The organism is Desulfovibrio legallii (assembly GCF_004309735.1).
Classification (GTDB): Bacteria; Desulfobacterota; Desulfovibrionia; order Desulfovibrionales; family Desulfovibrionaceae; genus Desulfovibrio; species Desulfovibrio legallii.
On sequence record NZ_SIXC01000004.1, the window covers coordinates 164,145 to 186,159 of the forward strand.

The 22,015-nt window shown below is 63.7% G+C and carries 20 protein-coding genes; 15 read left to right on the plus strand and 5 right to left on the minus strand.

The window, feature by feature from the left end:
- The first annotated feature begins 361 nt into the window (after positions 1–361).
- From urtA to ureG, 12 genes are all read left to right on the plus strand, one after another.
- Complete coding sequence (gene urtA, locus EB812_RS04315) at positions 362–1,642, plus strand: urea ABC transporter substrate-binding protein (RefSeq protein WP_118229403.1); 1,281 nt, start codon at positions 362–364, stop codon at positions 1,640–1,642.
- Between the two features lie 136 nt (positions 1,643–1,778).
- Positions 1,779–3,464 (plus strand): urea ABC transporter permease subunit UrtB, encoded by a 1,686-nt coding sequence (gene urtB, locus EB812_RS04320; protein WP_207287311.1) that lies wholly within the window; start codon positions 1,779–1,781, stop codon positions 3,462–3,464.
- A gap of 1 nt (position 3,465) precedes the next feature.
- A complete protein-coding gene (gene urtC / locus EB812_RS04325; protein WP_130957870.1) occupies positions 3,466–4,650 on the plus strand; it encodes an urea ABC transporter permease subunit UrtC in 1,185 nt (394 codons plus the stop codon).
- Complete coding sequence (gene urtD / locus EB812_RS04330; RefSeq protein WP_118229405.1) at positions 4,647–5,537, plus strand: urea ABC transporter ATP-binding protein UrtD; 891 nt, start codon at positions 4,647–4,649, stop codon at positions 5,535–5,537. Before urtC ends, urtD begins: the two co-directional genes overlap by 4 nt.
- A 5-nt stretch (positions 5,538–5,542) precedes the next feature.
- Positions 5,543–6,238, plus strand: coding sequence for an urea ABC transporter ATP-binding subunit UrtE (gene urtE / locus EB812_RS04335; protein ID WP_118229406.1), 696 nt, complete (start codon positions 5,543–5,545; stop codon positions 6,236–6,238).
- 9 nt (positions 6,239–6,247) lie between these two features.
- Positions 6,248–7,300: an urease accessory protein UreD gene (locus EB812_RS04340; RefSeq protein WP_207287312.1), complete on the plus strand. Its 1,053-nt coding sequence runs from the start codon at positions 6,248–6,250 to the stop codon at positions 7,298–7,300.
- A gap of 43 nt (positions 7,301–7,343) precedes the next feature.
- Positions 7,344–7,646 (plus strand): urease subunit gamma, encoded by a 303-nt coding sequence (gene ureA / locus EB812_RS04345; RefSeq protein WP_118229407.1) that lies wholly within the window; start codon positions 7,344–7,346, stop codon positions 7,644–7,646.
- Between the two features lie 15 nt (positions 7,647–7,661).
- Positions 7,662–8,000: an urease subunit beta gene (locus EB812_RS04350; protein ID WP_118229408.1), complete on the plus strand. Its 339-nt coding sequence runs from the start codon at positions 7,662–7,664 to the stop codon at positions 7,998–8,000.
- A complete protein-coding gene (ureC, locus tag EB812_RS04355) occupies positions 7,997–9,718 on the plus strand; it encodes an urease subunit alpha (RefSeq protein ID WP_207287313.1) in 1,722 nt (573 codons plus the stop codon). Before EB812_RS04350 ends, ureC begins: the two co-directional genes overlap by 4 nt.
- A 180-nt stretch (positions 9,719–9,898) precedes the next feature.
- A complete protein-coding gene (ureE, locus tag EB812_RS04360; RefSeq protein WP_118229409.1) occupies positions 9,899–10,339 on the plus strand; it encodes an urease accessory protein UreE in 441 nt (146 codons plus the stop codon).
- Entirely contained in the window at positions 10,314–11,117 is an 804-nt protein-coding gene (locus tag EB812_RS04365; protein ID WP_207287314.1) for an urease accessory protein UreF, read from the plus strand. Before ureE ends, EB812_RS04365 begins: the two co-directional genes overlap by 26 nt.
- A 4-nt stretch (positions 11,118–11,121) precedes the next feature.
- Entirely contained in the window at positions 11,122–11,772 is a 651-nt protein-coding gene (gene ureG, locus EB812_RS04370) for an urease accessory protein UreG (RefSeq protein WP_118229410.1), read from the plus strand.
- 98 nt (positions 11,773–11,870) lie between these two features.
- Here ureG and ahcY read toward each other — a convergent pair whose 3' ends face one another.
- Together ahcY and EB812_RS04380 are read right to left on the minus strand one after the other, a co-directional pair.
- Positions 11,871–13,292 (minus strand): adenosylhomocysteinase, encoded by a 1,422-nt coding sequence (gene ahcY, locus EB812_RS04375; protein ID WP_118229411.1) that lies wholly within the window; start codon positions 13,290–13,292, stop codon positions 11,871–11,873.
- Positions 13,293–13,346: 54 nt separating this feature from the next.
- The gene (locus tag EB812_RS04380; RefSeq protein WP_118229412.1) at positions 13,347–14,285 is read right to left on the minus strand and encodes an ArsR/SmtB family transcription factor; all 939 of its coding nucleotides are present in this window, start codon (positions 14,283–14,285) and stop codon (positions 13,347–13,349) included.
- 131 nt (positions 14,286–14,416) lie between these two features.
- Between EB812_RS04380 and EB812_RS04385 the strand changes: the two genes are divergently transcribed.
- From EB812_RS04385 to tyrS, 3 genes are all read left to right on the plus strand, one after another.
- Positions 14,417–14,986, plus strand: coding sequence for a DciA family protein (locus tag EB812_RS04385; RefSeq protein WP_242621188.1), 570 nt, complete (start codon positions 14,417–14,419; stop codon positions 14,984–14,986).
- Positions 14,987–15,311: 325 nt separating this feature from the next.
- Positions 15,312–15,683, plus strand: a complete 372-nt coding sequence (locus EB812_RS04390; protein WP_118229453.1) for a hypothetical protein — start codon at positions 15,312–15,314, stop codon at positions 15,681–15,683.
- A 378-nt stretch (positions 15,684–16,061) separates the two neighbouring features.
- Positions 16,062–17,258: a tyrosine--tRNA ligase gene (tyrS, locus tag EB812_RS04395; RefSeq protein ID WP_118229414.1), complete on the plus strand. Its 1,197-nt coding sequence runs from the start codon at positions 16,062–16,064 to the stop codon at positions 17,256–17,258.
- A 172-nt stretch (positions 17,259–17,430) separates the two neighbouring features.
- Here tyrS and EB812_RS04400 read toward each other — a convergent pair whose 3' ends face one another.
- The 3 genes from EB812_RS04400 to EB812_RS04410 all read right to left on the minus strand — a co-directional run bounded on the left by EB812_RS04400 (position 17,431) and on the right by EB812_RS04410 (position 21,993).
- Positions 17,431–19,071, minus strand: coding sequence for an L-lactate permease (locus EB812_RS04400; protein ID WP_118229415.1), 1,641 nt, complete (start codon positions 19,069–19,071; stop codon positions 17,431–17,433).
- 769 nt (positions 19,072–19,840) lie between these two features.
- A complete protein-coding gene (locus EB812_RS04405) occupies positions 19,841–20,851 on the minus strand; it encodes a glycosyltransferase family 2 protein (RefSeq protein ID WP_118229416.1) in 1,011 nt (336 codons plus the stop codon).
- A 5-nt stretch (positions 20,852–20,856) separates the two neighbouring features.
- Entirely contained in the window at positions 20,857–21,993 is a 1,137-nt protein-coding gene (locus EB812_RS04410; RefSeq protein ID WP_118229454.1) for a DegT/DnrJ/EryC1/StrS family aminotransferase, read from the minus strand.
- Between the last annotated feature and the right edge of the window lie 22 nt (positions 21,994–22,015).

Here is a 22,015-nt window from a genome sequence, read left to right on the forward strand (position 1 = left end):
CTGAAGCTGCGCTTGCGCCTCCACGGCGGGTGTCTGCTTACGCAACCGCCAGGGCATTGCAGCATTGCCATCCCTGACAGCGGCAAAAAGCCGTCGAAAGCCCATTTGAGAGCCCATTGCCCTGCACCGCCTTTTGCGGTGCAGGGCTTTTTTGTGCGGTAGTATAAAACAAAAATGTTTTATACTCGGGGCAAAAAAACAAAAATGTTTCGGTAAAGCGGGATACTTTAAAAAAATATTATTACATATCGCACTGATATAAAAAAATCCAAGCTGGCACATCGCTTGCTACCCAAAGGCAACAACGCACCGCGTCCCATGGGGGCCGGGCGCGTACACCCCGTGTTCCCAGGAGGAAGCGATGTTGAAGAAAATGTTGGCACTGCTGGCGCTGGCCCTGACCCTTGGCGGCGTTACCGGCGCACGCGCGGCAGACACCATCAAGGTGGGCATTCTGCATTCATTGTCCGGCACCATGGCCATCAGCGAAACTACGCTCAAGGACGCCATGCTCATGCTCATTGACGAGCAGAACAAAAAAGGCGGCCTGTTGGGCAAAAAGCTGGAGCCTGTGGTGGTGGACCCCGCCTCCAACTGGCCCTTGTTTGCGGAAAAAGCCCGCGAACTGCTGAGCAAAGACAAGGTAGCCGTGGTCTTTGGCTGCTGGACCTCGGTTTCGCGCAAGTCTGTGCTGCCCGTGTTTGAGGAGCTCAACGGCCTGCTCTTCTATCCCGTGCAGTATGAAGGCGAGGAGTCTTCACGCAACGTCATCTACACCGGGGCCGCGCCCAACCAGCAGGCCATCCCCGCCGTGGACTATCTGATGAACGACCTGGGCGTGCAGCGCTGGGTGCTGGCCGGCACGGACTATGTCTTTCCCCGCACGGCCAACAAGATTCTGGAGGCCTACCTCACCGCCAAGGGCGTGAAAAAGGAAGATATCCTTATCAACTATACGCCCTTTGGCCATTCCGACTGGCAGTCCATTGTGGCGGAGATCAAAAAATTCGGCAGCGCCGGCAAAAAGACCGCCGTGGTTTCCACCCTCAACGGCGACGCCAACGTGCCCTTCTACAAAGAGCTGGCCAACCAGGGCGTTTCTGCGGCGGATATTCCGGTCATGGCCTTTTCTGTGGGCGAGGAAGAGCTTTCGGGCATCGACACCAAGCCCTTGGTGGGCCACCTGGCGGCCTGGAACTACTTCATGAGTGTGGACACGCCCGCCAACAAGGCCTTTATCAAAAAATGGCACGCCTACATCAAGAATAACAAGCGCGTGACCAATGACCCCATGGAAGCCCACTACATCGGCTTCAACCTCTGGGTCAAAGCCGTGGAAAAAGCTAAAAGCACGGATGTGAACAAGGTGCTCAAAGCCATTGTGGGGCTGGAAACCCCCAACCTCACCGGCGGCATGGCCAAGGTGCTGCCCAACCACCACATTACCAAGCCCGTGCTGATCGGCGAAATCCAGGCCGACGGTCAGTTCCAGGTGGTCTGGGAGACGCCCAAAGTGGTGCCCGGCGACGCCTGGTCCGATTACCTGCCCGGCTCCAAAGACCTGGAAGCGGACTGGACCGACCCCATTAACTGCGGCAACTACAACGTAAAAACAAAACAGTGCGGCGGCGCTGCCAAGTAAGGCCGCACGTCCAAAGCTCATAGAGCCTCCACCCTGCAACCGGAGGGGGCCGACCCTGCCCGCGTCGGCCCCCCTCCCCCACCGGCTGTCCCCTCCGGCTGTCATGCCGGAGAGCCCCCCGGACAAGGATATGTCTATGCGCGCGGTGTTATCCCTTCTTTTTTGCATCCTGTGCGGCTTGCCCTTGGCAATGCCCACTGCCGCTCCGGCGGCGGGCGCTGCCTCCGGAGACGCGGCGCTGACTCCCGCCACGACTCCGGAGCCCAGCCCGACCCAGGAGCAGGCCGGGCTGTCCACAGCCCTGCCTGCGGAACTGCTCCGGGCTTTGGTCAGCCCCAAGGTTATGGACAGGGACAAGGCCCTGGACCTGTTGGACACCCTGCCCGTCGACCTTCAGGACAGGCTGCTGCGCGCCCTGCTCCACGGCCGTCTGTTGGCGGATCAGGAAACCCGGACTCTCTATGTGGCGGCCGCTGATGGTGCCGCCCGGCCACTGCTTGCGCCGGAAGCGTCGGCCCGGCCCGCTGAAGGACTGCGCCGCGTGGGCACCAGCAACCGTCAGCGCCAGCGCATCACCGATGTTCTGAACGCCCGCGCCCTCACTGCGCCCAACGTGCTGCGCCGCCGCGCCGCGGCCGCCGCACTGATGGAAAGCGCCGTACCGCCGCTCAAAGCCCCGGCCCTGCGCGCCTTGCTGGATGTGGAAAAGGACGCTCCCACCCGCGCCAGCCTGGAAGCCGCCCTGGCCCTGCACACGGCGGCGGACAAAAGCGCCACCCCTGCAGACCTGCTGCAGGCCGTAGCCGCGCTCGACGCCAACGGTGCGCCCACGGCCTGTAACGCCCTGAACGCCCTTGCCGACAGTGCTGACCCGGCGGTGGCCAAGGCGGCGCAGGACGCCCTGTACAGACAGCGTGTGGCCGCCCAGTGGGGCGGGTTTTTTGAAATGTTCTTTTTCGGCCTCAGCCTGGGATCCATTCTGGTGCTGGCGGCCACTGGTCTGGCCATCACCTTTGGCGTCATGGGCGTCATCAACATGGCCCACGGCGAATTTATCATGCTGGGGGCCTACACGGCCTGGGGCGTGCAGCAAATGCTGCCCGGCCGCCCCGGCCTGGCGCTGCTGCTGGCCGTGCCCGCCGCCCTGCTGGTCAGCGGCGGCATGGGCGTGCTGCTGGAGCGCACGGTCATCCGCTTTCTCTACGGCCGGCCGCTGGAAACCCTGCTGGCCACCTTTGGCGTGAGTCTGGTGCTGCAGCAGGCCGTGCGCAGCGTGTTTTCGCCCCTCAACCGGGCCGTGCAGACCCCGGACTTCATGAGTGGCGTGTGGCAGATCACTCCGCACTTTGCCCTGACCTGCAACCGCGTCTACATCATGCTGTTCTGCCTGGGAGTCTTTGCCTGCATCCACGCGGCCATGCACCGTACCCGACTGGGGCTGGAGGTGCGCGCCGTATCGCAAAACCGGCCCATAGCCCGCTGCATGGGCGTGCGCGCCGCGCGGGTGGACGCCCTGACCTTCGGCCTGGGTTCCGGCGTGGCCGGCATGGCCGGCGTGGCTCTGAGCCAGGTCACCAACGTGGGGCCCAACCTGGGCCAGGGCTACATTATTGATTCCTTCATGGTGGTGGTCTTCGGCGGGGTGGGCAACCTCTGGGGCACGCTCACGGGCGGCCTGGCCCTGGGCGTGGCCAACAAGTTTCTGGAGCCCGTAAGCGGGGCCATGCTCTCCAAGATCATCATTCTGGTCTGTCTTATCCTGTTTATCCAGAAGCGGCCGCGCGGGCTCTTTCCGCAGAAGGGCCGGGCGGTGGAGGCATAATATGCGCACGCTACTCTCCACGGCGCCGGTCCTTCGCGCCGGGCAGGATCCTCTGCCGCACGAAGGGCTCTTCAACCGCTCCACCCGCGTTTTTCTGCTGCTTACGGCACTGTTCGCCCTGGCGGTCTGCGGCGGCAGCCTGCTGCCCCAGGCCAGCGCCCTGCATGTGCCGGGCTATCTGGTCGCCTTGCTGGGCAAGTACCTGACCTACGCCCTGCTGGCCCTTTCCGTGGATCTGATCTGGGGCTACATGGGGGTGCTCAGCCTGGGGCACGGGGCCTTTTTTGCCTTGGGCGGCTATGCCTTCGGCATGTACCTCATGCGCCAGATCGGCGCGCGCGGCGTGTACGGCAATCCGGACCTGCCGGATTTCATGGTCTTTCTTAACTGGAAGGAACTGCCCTGGTTCTGGACCGGCAGCGAGCATTTCTGGGCGGCGGCTCTGCTGGTGGCGCTGCTGCCGGGCGTGACGGCCTATGTGTTCGGCCGACTGGCTTTCGGCTCGCGGGTGTCGGGGGTCTATTTTTCCATCATGAGTCAGGCCATGACCTACGCCCTTATGCTGGCCTTTTTCCGCAACGAAATGGGCTTCGGCGGCAACAACGGGCTTACGGACTTTAAGTCCTTGCTGGGGTTTGACATCCAGACCGATGGCATGCGCACGGCGCTCTTTGCCTGTTCGGCGCTGGCCCTCATGGCGGGCTATTGTCTGTGCCGGGCCGTGACGGCCTCGCGCCTGGGGCGGGTCTGCGTGGCCATCCGCGACGCCGAAGACCGCACGCGCTTTCTGGGCTACAGGGTGGAGCGCTTTCAGGTGGCGGTGTTCACCCTTTCCGCTGTGCTGGCGGGCGTGGGCGGCGCACTCTATGTGCCGCAGGTGGGCATTATCAACCCCGGCGAGTTTTCACCCCTCAATTCCATTGAAGTGGTGGTCTGGGTGGCCCTGGGAGGCCGCGGCAGGCTTTACGGCGCGGTATTGGGGGCCATTGCGGTCAATGCCTTCAAAACCTGGTTCACGGGCGTGCTGCCGGAGGTCTGGCTATTTGCCTTGGGCGGGCTGTTTGTGCTGGTCACCGTGTTCCTGCCCCAGGGGCTGGCGGGACTGCCTGCGCAACTGCGCGCATGGCTGCGTCGTCAAAGGCCCTCTGCGCCTTCCGAGGCCGCAACGCAAGGAGGCGCGGCATGAAATCCTCTCGCGACTATCTGCAGGGCCGTAGCCTGGAGGAAGTGGAAGCAGCGGCCAAAGCCTACGAGGCCAGCCACACGCCCTTTGACAAGCGTCCGCTCCGGGAGCGCGTGCAGCCTCCCCGCGCCATGCTGGAAAAGCCGCGCATCGCCCTCTATCTGGAACGCATCGGCGTGAGTTTTGACGGCTTCAAGGCGCTCAATGACCTGACCTTCTATGTGGACGAAGGGGAGCTGCGCTGCGTCATCGGCCCCAACGGCGCGGGCAAGACCACCATGATGGACGTCATCACGGGCAAGACCCGCCCCGACGCGGGCACAGCCTGGTTTGGCCGTGACTGCAACCTGCTGCAGATGGACGAGGTAGCCATTGCCCAGGCGGGCATCGGCCGCAAATTCCAGAAGCCTTCGGTCTTTGCGGCTTTGACGGTGGCCCAGAATCTGGAGCTGGCCCTGGCGGGCCGTAAAACCGTGTGGGGCGCTTTTCGCGCGCGGCTCAACGGCGAACAGCGCGACAGCCTGGAGGAAGTGCTCACCCGTATTCGCCTCGCGGAGCAGGCCCGCATGCCCGCGGGCAGCCTTTCCCACGGGCAGAAGCAGTGGTTGGAAATCGGCATGCTGCTTATGCAGAAGCCCCGCCTGCTGCTGCTGGACGAACCTGTGGCGGGCATGACCCCGGAGGAAATGGATCGCACCATTGAGCTGTTGCACGAGCTGGAAGGTAAGCAAAGCATCATGGTGGTGGAACACGATATGGAATTTGTTCGGGCCATTGCCCACAAGGTCACGGTGCTGCATCAGGGCAGCGTGCTGGCCGAGGGCAGCATGGAGGCCATGCAGAACCATCCGGCCGTGGTGGAGGCCTACCTGGGCGAACCCTTGGAGTAAACGTCATGCTGCGGATAGAAAATCTCAATCAGTATTACGGATCCAGCCACATCCTGCGGGATGTGGAGCTGGAAGTGGCCGCCGGTTCCTGCGCCTGCCTCATGGGCCGCAACGGTGTGGGCAAAACCACGCTGCTGCAGTGCGTCATGGGCGTGCTGCCCGCGCGCTCCGGCCATATTTTCCTGGAAGGGAAGGACTTGCTCCCGCTGCCTGTGGAGCGTCGTGCGGCCCTGGGCATAGGTTATGTGCCCCAGGGCCGCCAAATCTTCCCCTTGCTTACCGTTCGGGAAAACATGGAGCTTTCCCTGCCCATGCGCCGGGACGGCCTGCGCAGCATTCCGTCCTTCATCTTCGACTTTTTCCCGGTGCTGGGCGAAATGCTCTCCCGTCGGGGCGGCGACCTTTCCGGCGGGCAGCAACAGCAGCTGGCCATTGCCCGCGCCCTGGTTCTGGAACCGCGCCTGCTCATCCTGGACGAACCCACCGAAGGCATCCAGCCCAATATCGTGCGGGATATCGCCGTCGCCATCCGGCGGCTGAACGCGGAGCTGGGCCTTACCGTCCTGCTGGTGGAACAAAAAGTGCCCTTTGCCCGGCGTATGGCCGATACCTATATGATCATGGACCGGGGGCACATTATGGCTCAGGGCCCCATGCAGGGCCTGGACGCGGCCACGGTCAAAGCCTTTTTGAGCGTCTGAGGCCCCGCTGTGCTGCCCCCTTCCCCCCTTGCCCCTTCCCCCTGCTTTGCTGCGCCTGCGGCGCACGACGACGCCGGGCACGGGTTCGGGCCGGACCGCCGCTGGAGCGCCGGGCTGGACCTTATTTTTGAAGCGCGGCTGGCGCGCAGCGTGCTGACCAGGATGTCTTTTCACGGTCCCCTGCGCGTGCAGCGCCCCTTTTACCCGGAAGGGCCTTTGCCGGGCGCGCCCCTGGCCGCAGCTGCCTTGGCCGAGCCCTGCCACTGCTGTTTGCTGCATCCGCCCGGCGGCCTGGTAAGCGGTGACGATCTGCGCATAACCGCCTTGGTGGAGCCCCAGGCCCATGTGCTGCTTACCACGCCCTCGGCCGCCAAGTGTTATGCCGCGGACGCCTGCCAGGTGCCCCAGGCCCAGCATGTGGCGTTGCGGGTGCGCGGCGGCCTGCTGGAGTGGCTGCCGCGTGAAACCATCGTCTATGACGGCGCGCGGGCCGAGCTGACAACGGCCATTGACCTGGATGCCACGGCCTGTTGCCTGGGCTGGGAGGCCCTTTGTCTGGGCCGTGCGGCGGCTGGAGAACGCTTTACGCGCGGCCGTCTGCGTCAGCGATTGAGCCTTTGGCGCGCGGGCCGCCCCCTGCTGCACGAGACGTTGGACCTCACGGCCGGGGATGAGCTGCAGCACGGGCCTTTCGGCCTGCAGGGAGAAACCGTGTGTGCCACGCTGTTTGCCGTGGGCCGGGCAGAGGCGCAAGGCGGCCCCGGCCCGGACCAGGCGGCCCTGGAAGCGGTCTGCGCCCAGTTGCAGGAAGGGCTGGCCCCGGAGAGCCCCTGTACGCCCCTGATCTCCGGTGGCCGTCCCGGCCCCGGCCCGGTTCGCGCGCTGTCCCCCGCGTCGGGGCGGGCCGGGGCCACCCTGCGCCAGGGCGTGCTGTTGTTGCGCTATCTGGGGCCGGATATGGAAGCGGCCCGGCGGCTGTTTTTTCAGGTCTGGGCCTTGCTGCGTCCTGTACTGGCGGGCCGGGCGCCCTGCCCGCCGCGCGTCTGGGCCGGAGCTTTTTGAAAAGATGGGTGGGGGTGTGAAATTCTCCATCCAAGGAGGCATTATGGAACTGCTGCCCAGAGAAAAGGACAAACTTTTGCTGTTCACGGCCGGGCTGCTGGCGGAGCGGCGCAAGGCGCGCGGGCTTCGGCTCAACTATCCGGAAGCCGTGGCCTACATCAGCCTGGCGGTATTGGAAGGCGCGCGGGATGGGCGGAGCGTGGCCGAGCTCATGGGTTCGTGCCGCAATCTGCTCAGCCGTGAGGACGTCATGGAGGGCGTGCCGGAGATGGTCCGCGAGGTACAGGTGGAGGCCACCTTTCCCGACGGCACTAAGCTGGTTACGGTGCACGATCCCATTTTGTAGCAAGGAGAGGGCCTTATGATCCCCGGCGAATACATGCTGGCGGCGGGCGAAGTGGTCTGCAACGCCGCGTCGGAAGGGCGCGAAGTGGTGCTGGAAGTAGCCAATACGGGCGACAGGCCCATTCAGGTGGGTTCGCACTACCATTTTTATGAGGTCAATCCCGCGCTGGTCTTTGAGCGGGAAAAGGCGCGCGGCATGCGGCTGGATATTCCGGCCGGCACGGCCGTGCGACTGGAGCCGGGGCAGAAGCGCGAGGTGCGGCTTATTCCCTATGGGGGGCTGCGGCGCGTCTACGGCTTTCGGGGGCAGGTGATGGGGCCGCTGGACGTTGTGGTCGGGGAGGAAGAAGCATGATCCGCATACCAAGAAGCCAGTACGTCGAGCTGTACGGCCCCACCACGGGCGACCGCATCCGCCTGGCGGATACGGACCTCTGGATTGAGGTGGAGCGCGACCACACCGTGCCCGGCGAAGAAGTCTGCTTTGGCGGGGGCAAGGTCATCCGCGACGGCATGGGGCAGAGCCAGCGCGGCAATGCCGAAGGCGCCATGGACACGGTCATCACCAACGCCGTTATTCTGGATGCGGCGCTCGGCGTCATCAAGGCCGATCTGGGCATTCGGGACGGGCGCATAGCCTGCATGGGCAAGGCCGGCAACCCGGACGTGCAGCCGGACGTGGACGTGATCATCGGCCCCGGCACGGAGATCATTGCCGGCGAAGGCTGCCTGCTCACAGCCGGGGGCATGGATTCCCACGTCCACTTCATCTGCCCGCAGCAGGTGGAGGAGGCGCTGGCCAGCGGCATTACCACCATGCTGGGCGGCGGTACGGGCCCGGCCACAGGCACCAACGCCACCACCTGCTCGCCCGGCCCCTGGCATCTGGAGCGCATGCTGGCCGCCACGGACCTGCTGCCCATGAACTTCGGCTTTCTGGGCAAGGGCAACGCCGCCCTGCCCGACGCCCTGCGCGAACAGCTGGAGGCAGGAGCCTGCGGCCTTAAGCTGCACGAGGATTGGGGCAGCACCCCGGCGGCCATCGACAACTGCCTGTCTGTGGCCGACGAATACGACGTGCAGGTGGCCATCCACACGGATACGCTCAACGAGGCCGGTTTTGTGGAAGATACTCTGGCCGCCTTCCGGGGGCGAACCATTCACACCTACCACACGGAGGGCGCGGGCGGCGGACACGCGCCGGACATTCTGCGGGCCTGCTCTCTGCCCAACGTGCTGCCTTCGTCCACCAATCCCACCAGACCCTATACGGTCAACACCGTGGACGAGCATCTGGATATGCTCATGGTCTGCCACCACCTCAACCCTTCGCTGCCGGAGGACGCGGCCTTTGCCGATTCGCGCATCCGGCGCGAAACTATTGCCGCGGAAGATATTCTGCAGGACATGGGCGTCATTTCCATGATTTCTTCCGATTCCCAGGCCATGGGGCGGGTGGGCGAGGTGATCATCCGCACCTGGCAGACAGCCCACAAGATGAAAGTGCAGCGTGGCCCCCTGCCGGAAGATAAAGACCACGGCAACGACAATTTCCGTGTGCGGCGCTATCTGGCCAAATACACCTGCAACCCGGCCATTACCCACGGCCTGTCCCATGCCGTGGGCGCTGTGGCGCCGGGCCTGCTGGCTGACCTGGTGCTCTGGAAACCGGCGTTTTTCGGGGTCAAGCCTTTGCTGGTGCTCAAGGGCGGGCAGATAGCCTGCGCCCCCATGGGCGACGCCAACGCCTCCATTCCCACGCCCCAGCCCATGCACAGCCGCCCCATGTTCGGAGCCCTGGGCCAGGCGGCGGCAGCGGCCAGCCTGAGCTTTGTTTCCCGCGCGTTTATGGAAAACGGCGGGGAAGGCCGCCTGCGCGAACTGGGCCTGCTGCGCGGGCTTTCGGCCTGCCGGGGCACGCGCGCCCTGCGCAAGAGCGACATGCTGCTGAACAGCGCCACGCCCGCCCTTTCCGTCAACCCGCAAACCTATGAGGTGCGCGCCGACGGCGAAATCCTCAGCTGCCCGCCGGCGGAGGTGCTGCCCATGGCGCAGCGCTATTTTCTGTTTTAGGTGGCGAAGAGCAAAGTCCGCTCCTTCGCGGCCTTGCACTGGATTGGCGGCCCCAGGCGACGTGACAAGGTCGTTTCCCCTCCGGCCAGGGTTCGCCCGGCGCACGCCCTGAGAAGAGAAGCGCTTTTTGAAGGATGGCGCGCGGGGGAAAGCAGTTCCAACTTCACAGGAGGAGGTTCCATGCTGGAATTTACGGAAAATCTGGGCAACCGCGACGATCTGCAGCCCACGGAACGGCTGACGTTGGCCTATGAGCAGCGCGGCAAGTGCCGTCAACGGCTGCGGTTGGACAGCGGGCAGGAAGCGGGCCTGTTTTTGCAACGGGGGCAGGTGCTGCGGGAAGGGGACGTGCTCCGCGCGGGGGAAACCCTGGCCGTGGTGCACAATGCTCAGGAGCCGGTAGTGACGGCCGTGGCCCCCAACTGGGAGACGCTGGCGCGGGCCTGCTATCATTTGGGCAACCGCCATGCGCCTCTGCAGCTGGGGCACAAGTGGCTGCGCTTTACGCCGGACCATGTGCTGGAAGAACTGGCGGAAAGCCTGGGCCTGCGCCTGCGGCGGGAAAACGCGGCCTTCGTGCCCGAAGGGGGCGCGTATGACGGCCCGCACAGCCATGCCTGAAGCCTCCGCGCCCGGATCTGCACTGGGGGGCGCGGTCACGGGGGTCTGGTCCGGGCCGGACCCGGCCCTGCTGCCCCTGCTCTATCTGGCCGGGCAGACTTTGCCCGTGGGCGGTTTTGCCTGGTCCCAGGGGCTGGAGGCTGCCGTGGAACAGGGCCTGGCGGGCGACGCTGCGGGCTTGCGGCGTTGGCTTGCGGGCGTGCTGCACTACGGCCTGGCCCGCAACGATCTGCCCTTGCTGCTGCGCCTGCACCGGGCGGCAATGACGCAAGACGCGACGGGCCTGCGCTTTTGGAACGATCGTGTGCTGGCAAGCCGCGAGAGTGCGGAACTGTGGCAGGAGGAAGTGCAGATGGGCCGGGCTTTGCGGCGGTTGCTCACGGATACGGGGCTGCTGGCTGCCGCGGGGCCCCTGCCGGGTATGGATTTGCCGGATGACGCGGGCTATACGGCCTGTTTCGCGGCGGCGGCGGCTTTGCTGCAGACGCGCGCCGCAAAGGCGGCCCCTACGCCGGGGCAGGCGGCGTCCTTTGGGCTGAACGCGGCCTGCGCCTATGCCTGGAGCTGGCTGCAGAACCAGACCGCCGTGGCCTGCAAGACCGTGCCCCTGGGCCAGACCGCCGCCCAGAAGCTGTTGCTGGAATTTTTATCCCTGCTGCCGCAGGAAGCGGCACAGGCCGCCGCGCTGGACGATACGGCGGTGGGGGCGTCCCTGCCGGGGCTGGCCCTGTGCAGCGCCGCGCACGAACGGCAGTATTCACGTTTGTTCAGGAGTTGAAACCATGACTGCAAGACCCTGCCTGCGTGTGGGCGTGGGCGGCCCGGTGGGTTCGGGCAAGACCGCCCTCCTCCGCCATCTCTGCCTGCGCATGCGCAAAGACTACAATATGGCCGTGGTCACCAATGATATTTATACCCGCGAGGACGCGGAATTTCTGCTGCGGCACAACGCCCTGGAGGCCGACCGCATCCTGGGCGTGGAAACGGGCGGCTGCCCGCACACGGCCATACGGGAAGACGCCTCCATGAACATCCAGGCCATTGAGGCGCTGCAGCGCCGCCATCCCGGCCTGGAACTGGTGCTGGTGGAAAGCGGCGGGGACAATCTTTCCGCCACGTTCAGCCCGGAACTGGCGGACCTGACCCTCTATGTCATCGACGTGAGCGGCGGCGATAAAATTCCCCGCAAGGGCGGGCCGGGCATTACCAAATCCGACCTGCTCATCATCAACAAGGTGGATCTGGCCCCCATGGTCCACGCTTCGCTGGACGTTATGGAGCGGGATACGCGCAGAATGCGCGGGCAGCGGCCCTATGTGCTCACGGAGCTGCTTTCCGGCGCGGGTGTGGAGGCGGTGGTGGCGTTTATTGTGCGCGAAGGGATGCTGCGGCCATTGATGCGGGAGCAGCAGGCGGGCTGTTGCCGTAGCTGAAGGCCCGGACCGGCCGGGGCAGCGGCGGTAGCGCGCTTTCCCGTTGCCGGACCGGGCCGTTGAGGCGGCGGGCAACAGCCGCGCCGCCCCGGAGAGCCTCAGTAGCGGTACATTTCAGCTTTGTACGGCCCTTCCACGGGCACGCCGATGTAGTCGGCCTGCTCCTGGGTAAGGGTGGAGAGCTTGACGCCCAGGCGGGCCAGATGCAGGCGGGCCACCTCTTCGTCCAGCTTTTTGGGCAGGATGTAGACCTTTTTTTCCAGATTTTCTGCGGCCAGCTTGAGCTGGGCCAGGGTCTGGTTAGTGAAGCTGTTGGACATGACGAAGCTGGCGTGCCCTGTGGCGCAGCCCAGGTTGACCAAACGTCCCTCGGCCAGCACCAGAATGCTGCGGCCGGACTTGAGCGTCCACTTGTCCACCTGCGGCTTGATGTTGGTCTTGGTGACGCCGGGGGTGTTCTCCAGGTAGGTCATTTCGATTTCATTATCAAAGTGACCGATATTGCAGACAATAGCCTCGTCCTTCATGCCTTCCATGTGCTTGCCGGTAATGACGTGATAGTTGCCCGTGCAGGTAACGTAGATGTCGCCGCAGGGCAAGGCGTCTTCGATGGTGATGACTTCAAAGCCTTCCATGGCGGCCTGCAGGGCGCAGATGGGGTCGATTTCCGTCACCAGCACGCGCGCGCCGAAGCCGCGCATGGACTGGGCGCAGCCTTTGCCCACGTCGCCGTAGCCGCAGATCACCACCACCTTGCCGGCCACCATGATATCCGTGGCGCGTTTGATGCCGTCGGCCAGGGATTCGCGGCAGCCGTAGAGGTTGTCAAACTTGGACTTGGTTACGGAATCGTTGACGTTGACAGCCGGGAAAAGCAGTTTGCCCGCGGCGGCCAGCTGGTAAAGGCGGTGTACGCCGGTGGTGGTTTCTTCAGACACGCCGCGGACCTTGGCGGCCACGTTGTGCCAGTGCCGCGGGTTGTCCTGTAGCCGCAGCTTCAGACGATCCAGCACGCACTGAAATTCCTTGCTGTCGGCTTTTTTGTCCAGCATAGCGGGATTTTCTTCGGCCTCCACGCCCGTGTGAATAAACAGGGTGGCGTCGCCGCCGTCGTCCACGATAAGGTCCGGGCCGCTGCCGTCAGGCCAGGTAAGGGCCATTTCAGTGCACCACCAGTAGTCTTCCAGGCTTTCGCCCTTCCAGGCAAAAACCTTGGCCAGGCCCTGTTCCACAATGGCGGCGGCGGCGTGGTCCTGGGTGGAAAAAATGTTGCAGGAGGCCCAGCGGATGTCCGCGCCCAGGGCATGCAGCGTCTTGATGAGCATGGCCGTCTGAATGGTCATGTGCAGGGAGCCCGTGACCTTGAAGCCCTTGAGAGGCTTGGAAGGACCGTACTTTTTGATGCATTCCATAAGGCCCGGCATTTCGCGTTCGGAAAGCTGCATTTCTTTGCTGCCGAAGTCGGCCAGGCTCATGTCCGCCACTTTGTGCGCCAGGGTCAAATCCAGTGCTTTGGTCATAATTTCTCCTTGAACCCTCTGTTTTTTATCTGTTTGCTGAATTTATTGATTTAATTAGTCAACCGCATCGGCCTGAAGCAACAGCAGGGTCAGGCCCCGTCCCACGGGCTTGCGCACGGCACTGTGTACGGCAAAGCCTGCCTTCTGCAGAACCGTGGCCAGGGCGTCTTCGGCAAAGCCTAGCCAGCGGTCGCCGTAGCGGTTGCGCATGGCCTCGTCGGTATGGCGCAGAAAATCCGCCACGAACAGCCGCCCGCCGGGCGGCAGGATCCGCCGGATTTCGCCCAGGGCCTCGGCCGGTTGCGAAAGGTGGTGGAGCACCAGGTTTATGCAGGCAAAATCCGCCTCGTGGTCGCGCAAAGGCAAATGGCTCAGATCGCCGATGCGCAAAGAAACCCGCTCCGCCGACAGATCCTCCGGGGCGAAGCGGCGGCGACAGATCTCCAGCATGCGGGCCGAACCGTCCACGCCGATGACCCTGTGCGCCAGGGGCAAGAGCCTGGCCAGTACGGCTCCGGTGCCGCAGCCCAGGTCCACGGCCGTGCCGCAACCTTGCGGGACGGCGGCGCAGACGGCCGCGGGCAGGTCAAAATCGCCCAGCACTTCATTATTCAGCTCGTCCCAGTTTTCCGCAATGGCGTTGAAAAACTGGCGGGTCTTGCGGGCGCGCTCCTCCAGCATCTGCGCGGCCATGGCCAGGTCGGCCCGCATGTGGGCATCGGGCTGCACAAAGGCCATGAGGGCGCGCAGCAGATCGTGGCGCTCGCCTGTTTTGGGCGCAGCGTAAAAAACCCACAGTCCGTCCCGACGTGAACCCAGCAGGCCCGCTTCCGTAAGAATTTTCAGGTGGCGCGACACGCGCGACTGGCCCATATCCAGAATGTGGACCAGTTCGTTGACCGAAAGCTCATAATGCAGCAGGATGTAGACCAGCCGTAAACGGGTTTCGTCGGAAAGCGCCTTGAAGCAGAGCAGGGCCGTGCCGTTGTCCATAATGCCGGTTGTCCTGAAAAAAGGTGGAAGCGCAGGGGCGCAAAAGCCGGTCGCCGGGCTGCGCCCGGACCTCGGTGACGGCCCCTGTGGAGTGAGGTGGGGCCGCAATATGAATGTAAATATCAAGATATATGCATATAGTCAATACGGCTTTGCGTCGCCGCTGTGGCCAGGGGGGCGGCCTCATGGCCCGGCGCAAGCGTAAGCGCACGGCGGCTTCAGGCCCTATGCCCGTGGGCGAGGCTCTGGCGGGGGTCTTTGCCGGGCTGGGTCTGGACCCGGAGGAAGCGGCCCGCCGCGCTCGCCTGCAAAGCCTGTGGGAGCACTGGGAAAGCGTTATGGGGCCGGATCTGGCCCCCCTGGCGCGGCCCCTGGGGCACCGGCGCGACCTGCTGCTTATTGGGGCAGAAGACGCCATGCTGGCTCAGGAGCTGCACTACCTAAGCCAGGAACTGCTGGACCGGGCCAATGCCTTTATGGAAGCGCCGGTGTTTCAGAGCGTGCGGGTATCCTTGCTCCTGGGCAAGAACGGGCTGGACGTTTCGGCTGCAAGCCCTCTGCCGGTCACGCGCACCCGTCCCGTGGGGCGCAGCAAGCCCCTGCCTCGCCCCAGCGGCGAACGCCTTGTAGGCATGGACCCCGCCTCGCCCGTGGCCCGTGCCTACGCGCTGTTTGCCGGTCGCAAGCCACGGGCGCAATAAGCGGCCTGCGCCTTCGGTGTGATGCGTGTAAGGGTTTTCCTGCGTCAGCAGCCAGTTATATGGTGCCTGCACAAAACCGCATTGCGTTTTTGTCGTTGCTTTTGCCGCAGGCGCGCTCCCCTCTCCACCGCAAGTTCGGCCCTGCCGCGAAATTTTTTTAGCGTGTTATTTTGCATAAATAAAAAAATATTGGCGCTCCTCAGCCTGCGCCCTTGTTGTGCGCTTGCTGCGGTTATTGACAACGCTTCCGCCGGAGTGCTAGCTTGCTGCAAGCACCGTCCGCCAGTGCCGGACCGGACGGAAGAGCGCGGAGGATGGAATGCAGATGCGGAAAGTCATGGAAGACATTTGTCTGAAACACGACAATGGCTGCGATTTCACCTTTCGCGGTCGCCTGTTCTCCGAATGCTCGTGGTATGACGAAGGCCTTGGCATGCTCACCCGTCAGAAGCTCTATGTGACCGATCACAACGAACAGGTCTACTACATCGTCCGCTCCAGCGGGCAGGAACGCAGCCGTCACGCCTATAAGCTGCGCATGCACGGCGACAATTGCATCATCGATAACGGCGTCAGTGAAATGGCCCTGCAGTTCGACCTGCTCATGCTGGCCGTGCGCGGTCTTTGCGGGCTGGACGCCGCCGCCACCCCCACCCTTTCCATGGTGGAAGAGATGCTCAAGGCCGCCAATGCCTGAGCCGCACCACGGCCATCAGCCACGCCGCCCTCCAACCAGGCGGCGGCAGCCTCCACAGTAAAGGCCCCGCAAGGGGCCTTTTTCACAACCGTCATCATTGCGGACGGGCCTTGGTGAGGACGAGGCGTCCGGTAAGAGCGGCGTGGTGCAGACTTTCCCCGTCACCGCGATAAAAAAGCCTTTTTGTGCCGCTGCAGCCTGCGGCGGTTTTTATCGGTCACGGGCGGAAAGCGTTCCGTTTTGTCCGGCCTTGAGGATGAACATCCCCAAAGCCGGGCGGTTCCGGTTTGACACTGCCCAGAGCCGGGGCTATCAAAGAAAGCCGTGCGCCGTTGCCGCGGCGTCGCCGCCAACCGTTTTTCCACAAGGATATGCACCATGACGGATATCGACCGCCAGATGGCCGCCATTAGACGTGGCGTGGCCGAGCTTATCGACGAGGGCGAACTGCGCAAAAAACTGGCGCGGGGCGTCCCCCTGCGCGTGAAAGTAGGTTTTGACCCCACCGCCCCGGACCTGCACCTGGGCCATACCGTGGTCATGCACAAGATGCGCCATTTTCAGGAGCTGGGCCACAAGATCATCTTTCTTATCGGCGACTTCACCGGCCGCATCGGCGACCCTTCCGGCCGTTCAGAAACCCGCCCTCCCCTTACCGAAGAACAGGTCATGGCCAATGCCGAGACCTACAAAAAACAGGTCTTTAAAATTTTGGACCCGGAAAAGACCGAGGTGGCCTTCAACTCCGCTTGGCTGGGTTCCATGAACGCCGCGGACTTCATCCGTCTGGCCTCCTGCTGCACCGTGGCCCGCATGATGGAACGCGACGACTTTGAAAAACGCTTCCGCGAGCAACGCCCCATCTCTATCCACGAGTTCCTCTACCCCCTCTGCCAGGGCTATGACTCCGTGGCTCTCAAGGCTGACGTGGAAATGGGCGGTACGGACCAGAAGTTCAATCTGCTCATGGGCCGCACCCTGCAGGCCCATTATGGGCAGGAAAGCCAGTGCATCCTTACCATGCCTCTGCTGGAAGGCACGGACGGCGTGCGCAAGATGTCAAAATCCTACGGCAATTACATCGGCATAGACGAAGCGCCTTCCCAGATTTTTGGCAAAGTCATGGCCATTTCTGATGCGCTCATGTGGCGCTACTACGAACTGCTCTCCAGCAAATCTCTGGAGGACATCGCCGCCCTCAAGGCCGCCGTGGCCAACGGCAGCGTCCACCCCAAGGCCGCCAAAGAGGCCCTGGCTCACGAAATGGTCGCCCGCTATCACAGCCCCAAAGACGCCGATGAAGCCCAGCAAGGCTTCAACGCCGTGTTTGCCGGCGGCGGCGTGCCCGATGAAATGCCCCAATACGCCTGCTCTTCCGGCGAAGCCAGCACGCCCCCGGCCTTCCTTGAAGCCGCCGGACTGGTAAAAAGCCGCGGCGAAGCCAAACGGCTTATTAAAGAAGGCGCCCTCTCCATCGACGGCCAACGCTGTGACGACCCCCTCTCTTCCCTTGCCAGGGGCTCCTATGTCGTCAAACTGGGCAAGAAACGTTTCCTCAAACTGCTGGTGCAGTAGGGATCTTCTGAGTGCTGCTGTCGTTGCCCGTAACGAGTGTTGCCTCTTTGTCAGCTTCCTTCGCCGCAACGGGCTAAGCTCCTTCGTCGCAACAATTGAAGCTGCTATGGCGCAGAACACAAAAAGGCCGCCCCCAAGGGGGCGGCCTTTTTAGTGTAAAGCAGGAAGTGGGCTACGGCAGCATCCAGTGCAGCACGCCGGACTGCAGGTAGGTCAGCACGCAGATGAAGGCCGTCATGGCCAGGCTGTGGCCCAGGGTGAAGCGGAAGAGGTTGCCCTCGTTGCCCACCAGGCCGGTAGCCGCGGTGGCCACGCTGATGGATTGGGGCGAGATCATCTTGCCGGTAACGCCGCCCGAGGAGTTGGCGGCCACGGCCAGGTAGGGGTCCATGCCCACCACTTCGGCCGTGGAGCGCTGCATGCCGCAGAACAGGGCGTTGGAAGAAGTGTCCGAACCGGTGAGGAACACGCCCAGCCAGCCGAGCAGCGGCGAGAAGAGCGGGAAGAGCGGCCCGGTCAGGGTAAAGGCGATGCCCAGGGTAGAGCTCATGCCAGAGTAGTTCATGAGGTAGGCCAAGCCCAGGATGGTGGCGATGGTCAGGATGGGGAAGCGCAGCTGGTAGATGGTGCGGAAGAAGCAGGCCACCGCCTTGCCGAAGCTGTAGCCCTTCATGAAGGGCACGGAAAGGAAGCCGGCAATCAGGATGGCCGTGCCGCCCGCAGAGAGCCAGTTAAGGGTAAAGATGGCAGGATAGTTGGGATCTTTGCCGGCGGCCAGAATGGGCGCGGCTTTGTTGATCATGCCGTCCAGAGCGGGCCAGGAGAACTTGAGCACCGCGCCGGGCACGGCGTTGAGCATACCCTTGAACTGGGGCAGGCCCCACAAAAAGACCATCAGGGCCAGGATGATGTAGGGCAGCCATGCGCGCAGCACCACGCCGAAGCTGGGGGCTTCGCCCGCCAGGGGGGTTTCCTTTTCGCCTTCAAAACGCCAGATGCGGGCGGGCTTCCACACGCGCAGCAACAGCACCATGGAAATGATGGTGATGATGGCGGACATGATGTCGGGGAGGGTCGGGCCGTGGAAGTTGGAGAAGGCAAACTGCGAGGCGGCGAAGCTCACGCCGGCCACCATGATGGCGGGCAGCACTTCCAGAGAGCGTTTGAAGCCGCACATGACCACGCACAGCCACAGGGGCACGATGACGGAAAGGAAGGGCAGCTGACGGCCCACAATGGCGCTCACGTGCAGGTCGCTCAGGCCGGAAACCTGGGCGCCCACGATGACCGGAATGCCGATGGCGCCGAAGGCCACGGGGGCGGTGTTGGCAATCAGACAGATGCCCGCAGCGTACAGGGGTCTGAAGCCCAGGCCGGCCAGCATGGCCGCGGTGATGGCCACGGGCGTGCCGAAGCCGGCGGTGCCTTCAAGGAAGGAACCGAAAGCAAAGGCGATAAAGATGGCCTGGAGGCGGCGGTCGTCGGTAAGCCGGGCCAGCGATTCTTTGATGTACTCAAATTCGCCGGATTCCACGGTCATGTTGTAGACCCACACCGCCGTGACGACGATCCAGATAATCGGGAAGAGCCCGAAGGCCACGCCGTAGCTCAGTGCGCCCACGGCCGTGCCGAAGGGCATGCCCCACACGGCCACGGCCAGGATGAAGGAAAGGGCCACCGCCACCAGCGAGGCGTAGTGCCCTTTAGCCCGGCGTACGGCCAGCATGTAGAACAGGCTGAACAGCGGGATTGCTGCCAGCAGGGCGGAGACCACTGCTCCGCCTACGGGATCGTAAACTTGCGTCCATGCCATAATGAGACCCTCATACAAAAAAGATGTTGTTGATGGGCATGCCGGAAGGGCGGGCACAGAACGCCCGTGCGCCCCGGCGTCCGGTCACGCCCCCGCGACCAGAGCAGGCGCCGTCAAAACGTGCGCGCATCCGCTAGGATTTACCCGAAAATCCTTTTGCTATCGGCCGAAATACAGATGTCGTCTGTTTTCGTCATCAGGCAGGGCGGAAACTACTCTGGGCTATGTTTATCCTGTTTTGTCCTGAAAAACAACGGGGTGAAGCCCGGCGAGAGGAAAAAAACAGAAAATCCCAGGTGTAGTAAAAAATTCAAGACAACAGGGTTGTTACAGCTGGGCGATAAGAAAAAGCACAGTGCAGAGGGCCCCGCATGACCCTGCGGCAGCATCGCCCTGCCCTGCAGAACCAGGATGCGGCAAAGGGGCGCGCTTCGTGCACTGTCTGATGGAAAAAGGTTTTGCAGGATGGAGGCTGCGGAGGCAGGAATTTTTGTGAACAAAAGCGCCCTGCCCGCCCTTGCTTCTGGGCATTACAACGTTGCAATGCCCTGGCAGTTGCGTAAGCGCTATGTCTTTGCGCGCGGAAGCGCCGGAACGGGCGCGCCGTAAACGTTGCGAATACCTGTTCTCAACAGTGCGTTGTGCTAGAGCAGTTTACGAATGAAATGAGTTAATTGCTCTGCAAGGATTTTCTTGAAAATCCTTGCCACGAAATGCGAGAAGGCAGGCTTTTGCCTGCCGTAAGCGAGCATTTCAAGTGTTAAATACTCTAGCGGCGCAGGGCGGCAGGCAGGGCAAAGTAGAGGCGGGCGGCCAGATCAAAGCAGGCGCCCGGCAGGTAGCTGGCCCACCAGAAAAGCTGGTATTTGCGCCCGGCGGCGCGCCAGGGGCGCAGGACGCGGCGAGCTTCGGCGTTGTGCCCTTGCCGCCAGAGGTCCACGGCTTTCTGGAAGGCGGCGCGGCGGTTGAGCAGGCTGACCAGGTCGGCGTAGTCCGCGTCGTAGCCGGGGTAAAGGCGGCGGTGTTTCTTCAGAATGCGCAGGGTTTCGTCTGCAAACTGGCCGAATTTGCGGAAAGTAGTATTGGCCCCGTGCACTCGCCAGAGCGTCAGGGGGGCGTCCACATGGTCCAGTTCCCAGTCGTGGGCGATGCGGTAGAAGACGTCGGCTTCTTCACAGACGTTGAGGCTTTCGTCAAACCAGCCGCCGTTTTGACCCGTGCCGGGGGCCACGCCCGCAGAGGAAAGCCCGGTGAGGGCAGTGGCCCGGATCATGGCCGAGGACATGGAAATCCACTGCCGTTCCATGAGGGCGGCAAAGGCTTTGCCGCGCACGGGCGCGGCTTCGGCGAAAAGGCGGCGGCGCATGCCCCGGCCGTCAAAGATTTCCGTGTCGGTGCAGGCAAGGCCCACGCGGGGGTTGACCTCAAAAAGGGCCGTCTGCGCCGCCAGTTTTTCGGGCCGCCAGAGGTCGTCGCAGTCCAGAAAGGCCAGGTAGCGGCCCCTGGCCTGGGCCAGGGCCAGATTGCGGCCCGCGCCCAGGGGTACGATAGTCTCGCCCCGGAAGTAGCGCACCTTGGGACCGTAGCTCTGCGCTATGGCCGGGCTAGCATCGGTGGAGGCATTGTCCCAGAAGATGACCTCAAAATCGGTAAAGGTCTGGGCCATGAGGCTGTCCAGGGCTTCACGCAGGTGGCGGGAGCTGTTCAGACAGTTCATGATCACGGAAACGGCCGGGGCCTCCGTGACGGCGGGACGCGGGGCGTCTGCAGGCGTCTGCATGGCGGTCAGTCCAGGGCGGCGGCCAGGGCGTCGCAGACGTGCTCCACGTCTGCGCGGCTCAGGCCGGGGTGCAGGGGTACGGTCAGGATTTGACTGTAGAGGGCTTCGGTCACGGGCAGACTGGGTTTGCCGCCGCCAAAGAAGCTCAGCAGGTGGTTGGGCTTGTAGTGCACGCCCGTGGGGATGCCCCGGTCGGCCAGGACGCGGACCACCTGATCTTTGCGGCCTTCCCGCACGCAGACGGGCAAAATATGGGGCACAATATAATCCTGCGGGTCTGTGGCAAACAGGTGCAGGCCCTTGAGGGGGCTAAGGCGCTGGGCATAGAGGGCGGCCAGGTCGCGCCGGGCCGGGGCAAATTCCTTATCCAGGCGGCCCAACTGCACGCGGCCCACAGCGGCCATGATGTTGCTCATATGGTAGCGCCATCCCTGGCGCTTTACGTCCGGATCCCAGGAGCGCGTGCCGGAAAAGCGCTTTTGGGCATCGTTTTCCACGGAGAGCAGGCGGGCGTCCGAGGCCAGGCGGACCACTTCGGGGTCAAAGGAAACCAGGCAGCCGCCTTCGCCGCAGGTGATGTTCTTGATGCCGTCGAAGCTGAAGCAGACCACATCGCCGAAGCTGCCGATTTTGCGGCCGTGGCGCAGACAGCCGAAGGCGTGGGCCGCGTCCTCTATCACGCGCAGGCCGTGGCGGCGGGCAAAGGCGTAAACCTCTTCCAACTGCCAGGGGTTGCTGGCGTAGTGCACGGGCATGACGGCGATGGTGCGGGGGGTCAGGCGGCGGGCGGCGTCTTCCAGGTCCAGGGTGCCCGTTTCGGGCAGCGCGTCGCAGGCCACGGGACGGCAGCCCGCAGCGCTGATGGCCTGAAAGGAGGCCACAAAGGTCAGGCTGGGCACCAGCACTTCCGGGCGGCCGTCTTTGACGGCGCAGCCGGCGGCCACGGCGTCCACAGCCAGGTGCAGGGCGGCCGTGCCGGAGTTGGTGGTGACCACCTGTGCGGGCTTCACGCCCAGGTAAGCGGCCAGTTCTTCTTCAAAGCGGCGCACTTCCGCGCCCATGCCCAGATAGCCGTCTTCCAGCAGCACGCGCGCCACGGCGCGCGCCTCCGCCTCGCCCACAATGGACCGGGACAAACGCATGGCCGACATACAGCCTCCTTGT

What these genes read in the sequence shown, in the direction of transcription:
- urtA (WP_118229403.1), top strand. Translation starts at nt 362, where the DNA reads ATGTTGAAGAAAATGTTGGCACTGCTGGCGCTGGCCCTGACCCTTGGC.
- urtB (WP_207287311.1), top strand. Translation starts at nt 1,779, where the DNA reads ATGCGCGCGGTGTTATCCCTTCTTTTTTGCATCCTGTGCGGCTTGCCC.
- urtC (WP_130957870.1), top strand. Translation starts at nt 3,466, where the DNA reads ATGCGCACGCTACTCTCCACGGCGCCGGTCCTTCGCGCCGGGCAGGAT.
- urtD (WP_118229405.1), top strand. Translation starts at nt 4,647, where the DNA reads ATGAAATCCTCTCGCGACTATCTGCAGGGCCGTAGCCTGGAGGAAGTG.
- urtE (WP_118229406.1), top strand. Translation starts at nt 5,543, where the DNA reads ATGCTGCGGATAGAAAATCTCAATCAGTATTACGGATCCAGCCACATC.
- ureA (WP_118229407.1), top strand. Translation starts at nt 7,344, where the DNA reads ATGGAACTGCTGCCCAGAGAAAAGGACAAACTTTTGCTGTTCACGGCC.
- EB812_RS04350 (WP_118229408.1), top strand. Translation starts at nt 7,662, where the DNA reads ATGATCCCCGGCGAATACATGCTGGCGGCGGGCGAAGTGGTCTGCAAC.
- ureC (WP_207287313.1), top strand. Translation starts at nt 7,997, where the DNA reads ATGATCCGCATACCAAGAAGCCAGTACGTCGAGCTGTACGGCCCCACC.
- ureE (WP_118229409.1), top strand. Translation starts at nt 9,899, where the DNA reads ATGCTGGAATTTACGGAAAATCTGGGCAACCGCGACGATCTGCAGCCC.
- EB812_RS04365 (WP_207287314.1), top strand. Translation starts at nt 10,314, where the DNA reads ATGACGGCCCGCACAGCCATGCCTGAAGCCTCCGCGCCCGGATCTGCA.
- ureG (WP_118229410.1), top strand. Translation starts at nt 11,122, where the DNA reads ATGACTGCAAGACCCTGCCTGCGTGTGGGCGTGGGCGGCCCGGTGGGT.
- ahcY (WP_118229411.1), bottom strand. Translation starts at nt 13,292, where the DNA reads ATGACCAAAGCACTGGATTTGACCCTGGCGCACAAAGTGGCGGACATG.
- EB812_RS04380 (WP_118229412.1), bottom strand. Translation starts at nt 14,285, where the DNA reads ATGGACAACGGCACGGCCCTGCTCTGCTTCAAGGCGCTTTCCGACGAA.
- EB812_RS04385 (WP_242621188.1), top strand. Translation starts at nt 14,417, where the DNA reads ATGCATATAGTCAATACGGCTTTGCGTCGCCGCTGTGGCCAGGGGGGC.
- EB812_RS04390 (WP_118229453.1), top strand. Translation starts at nt 15,312, where the DNA reads ATGCGGAAAGTCATGGAAGACATTTGTCTGAAACACGACAATGGCTGC.
- tyrS (WP_118229414.1), top strand. Translation starts at nt 16,062, where the DNA reads ATGACGGATATCGACCGCCAGATGGCCGCCATTAGACGTGGCGTGGCC.
- EB812_RS04400 (WP_118229415.1), bottom strand. Translation starts at nt 19,071, where the DNA reads ATGGCATGGACGCAAGTTTACGATCCCGTAGGCGGAGCAGTGGTCTCC.
- EB812_RS04405 (WP_118229416.1), bottom strand. Translation starts at nt 20,851, where the DNA reads ATGCAGACGCCTGCAGACGCCCCGCGTCCCGCCGTCACGGAGGCCCCG.
- EB812_RS04410 (WP_118229454.1), bottom strand. Translation starts at nt 21,993, where the DNA reads ATGCGTTTGTCCCGGTCCATTGTGGGCGAGGCGGAGGCGCGCGCCGTG.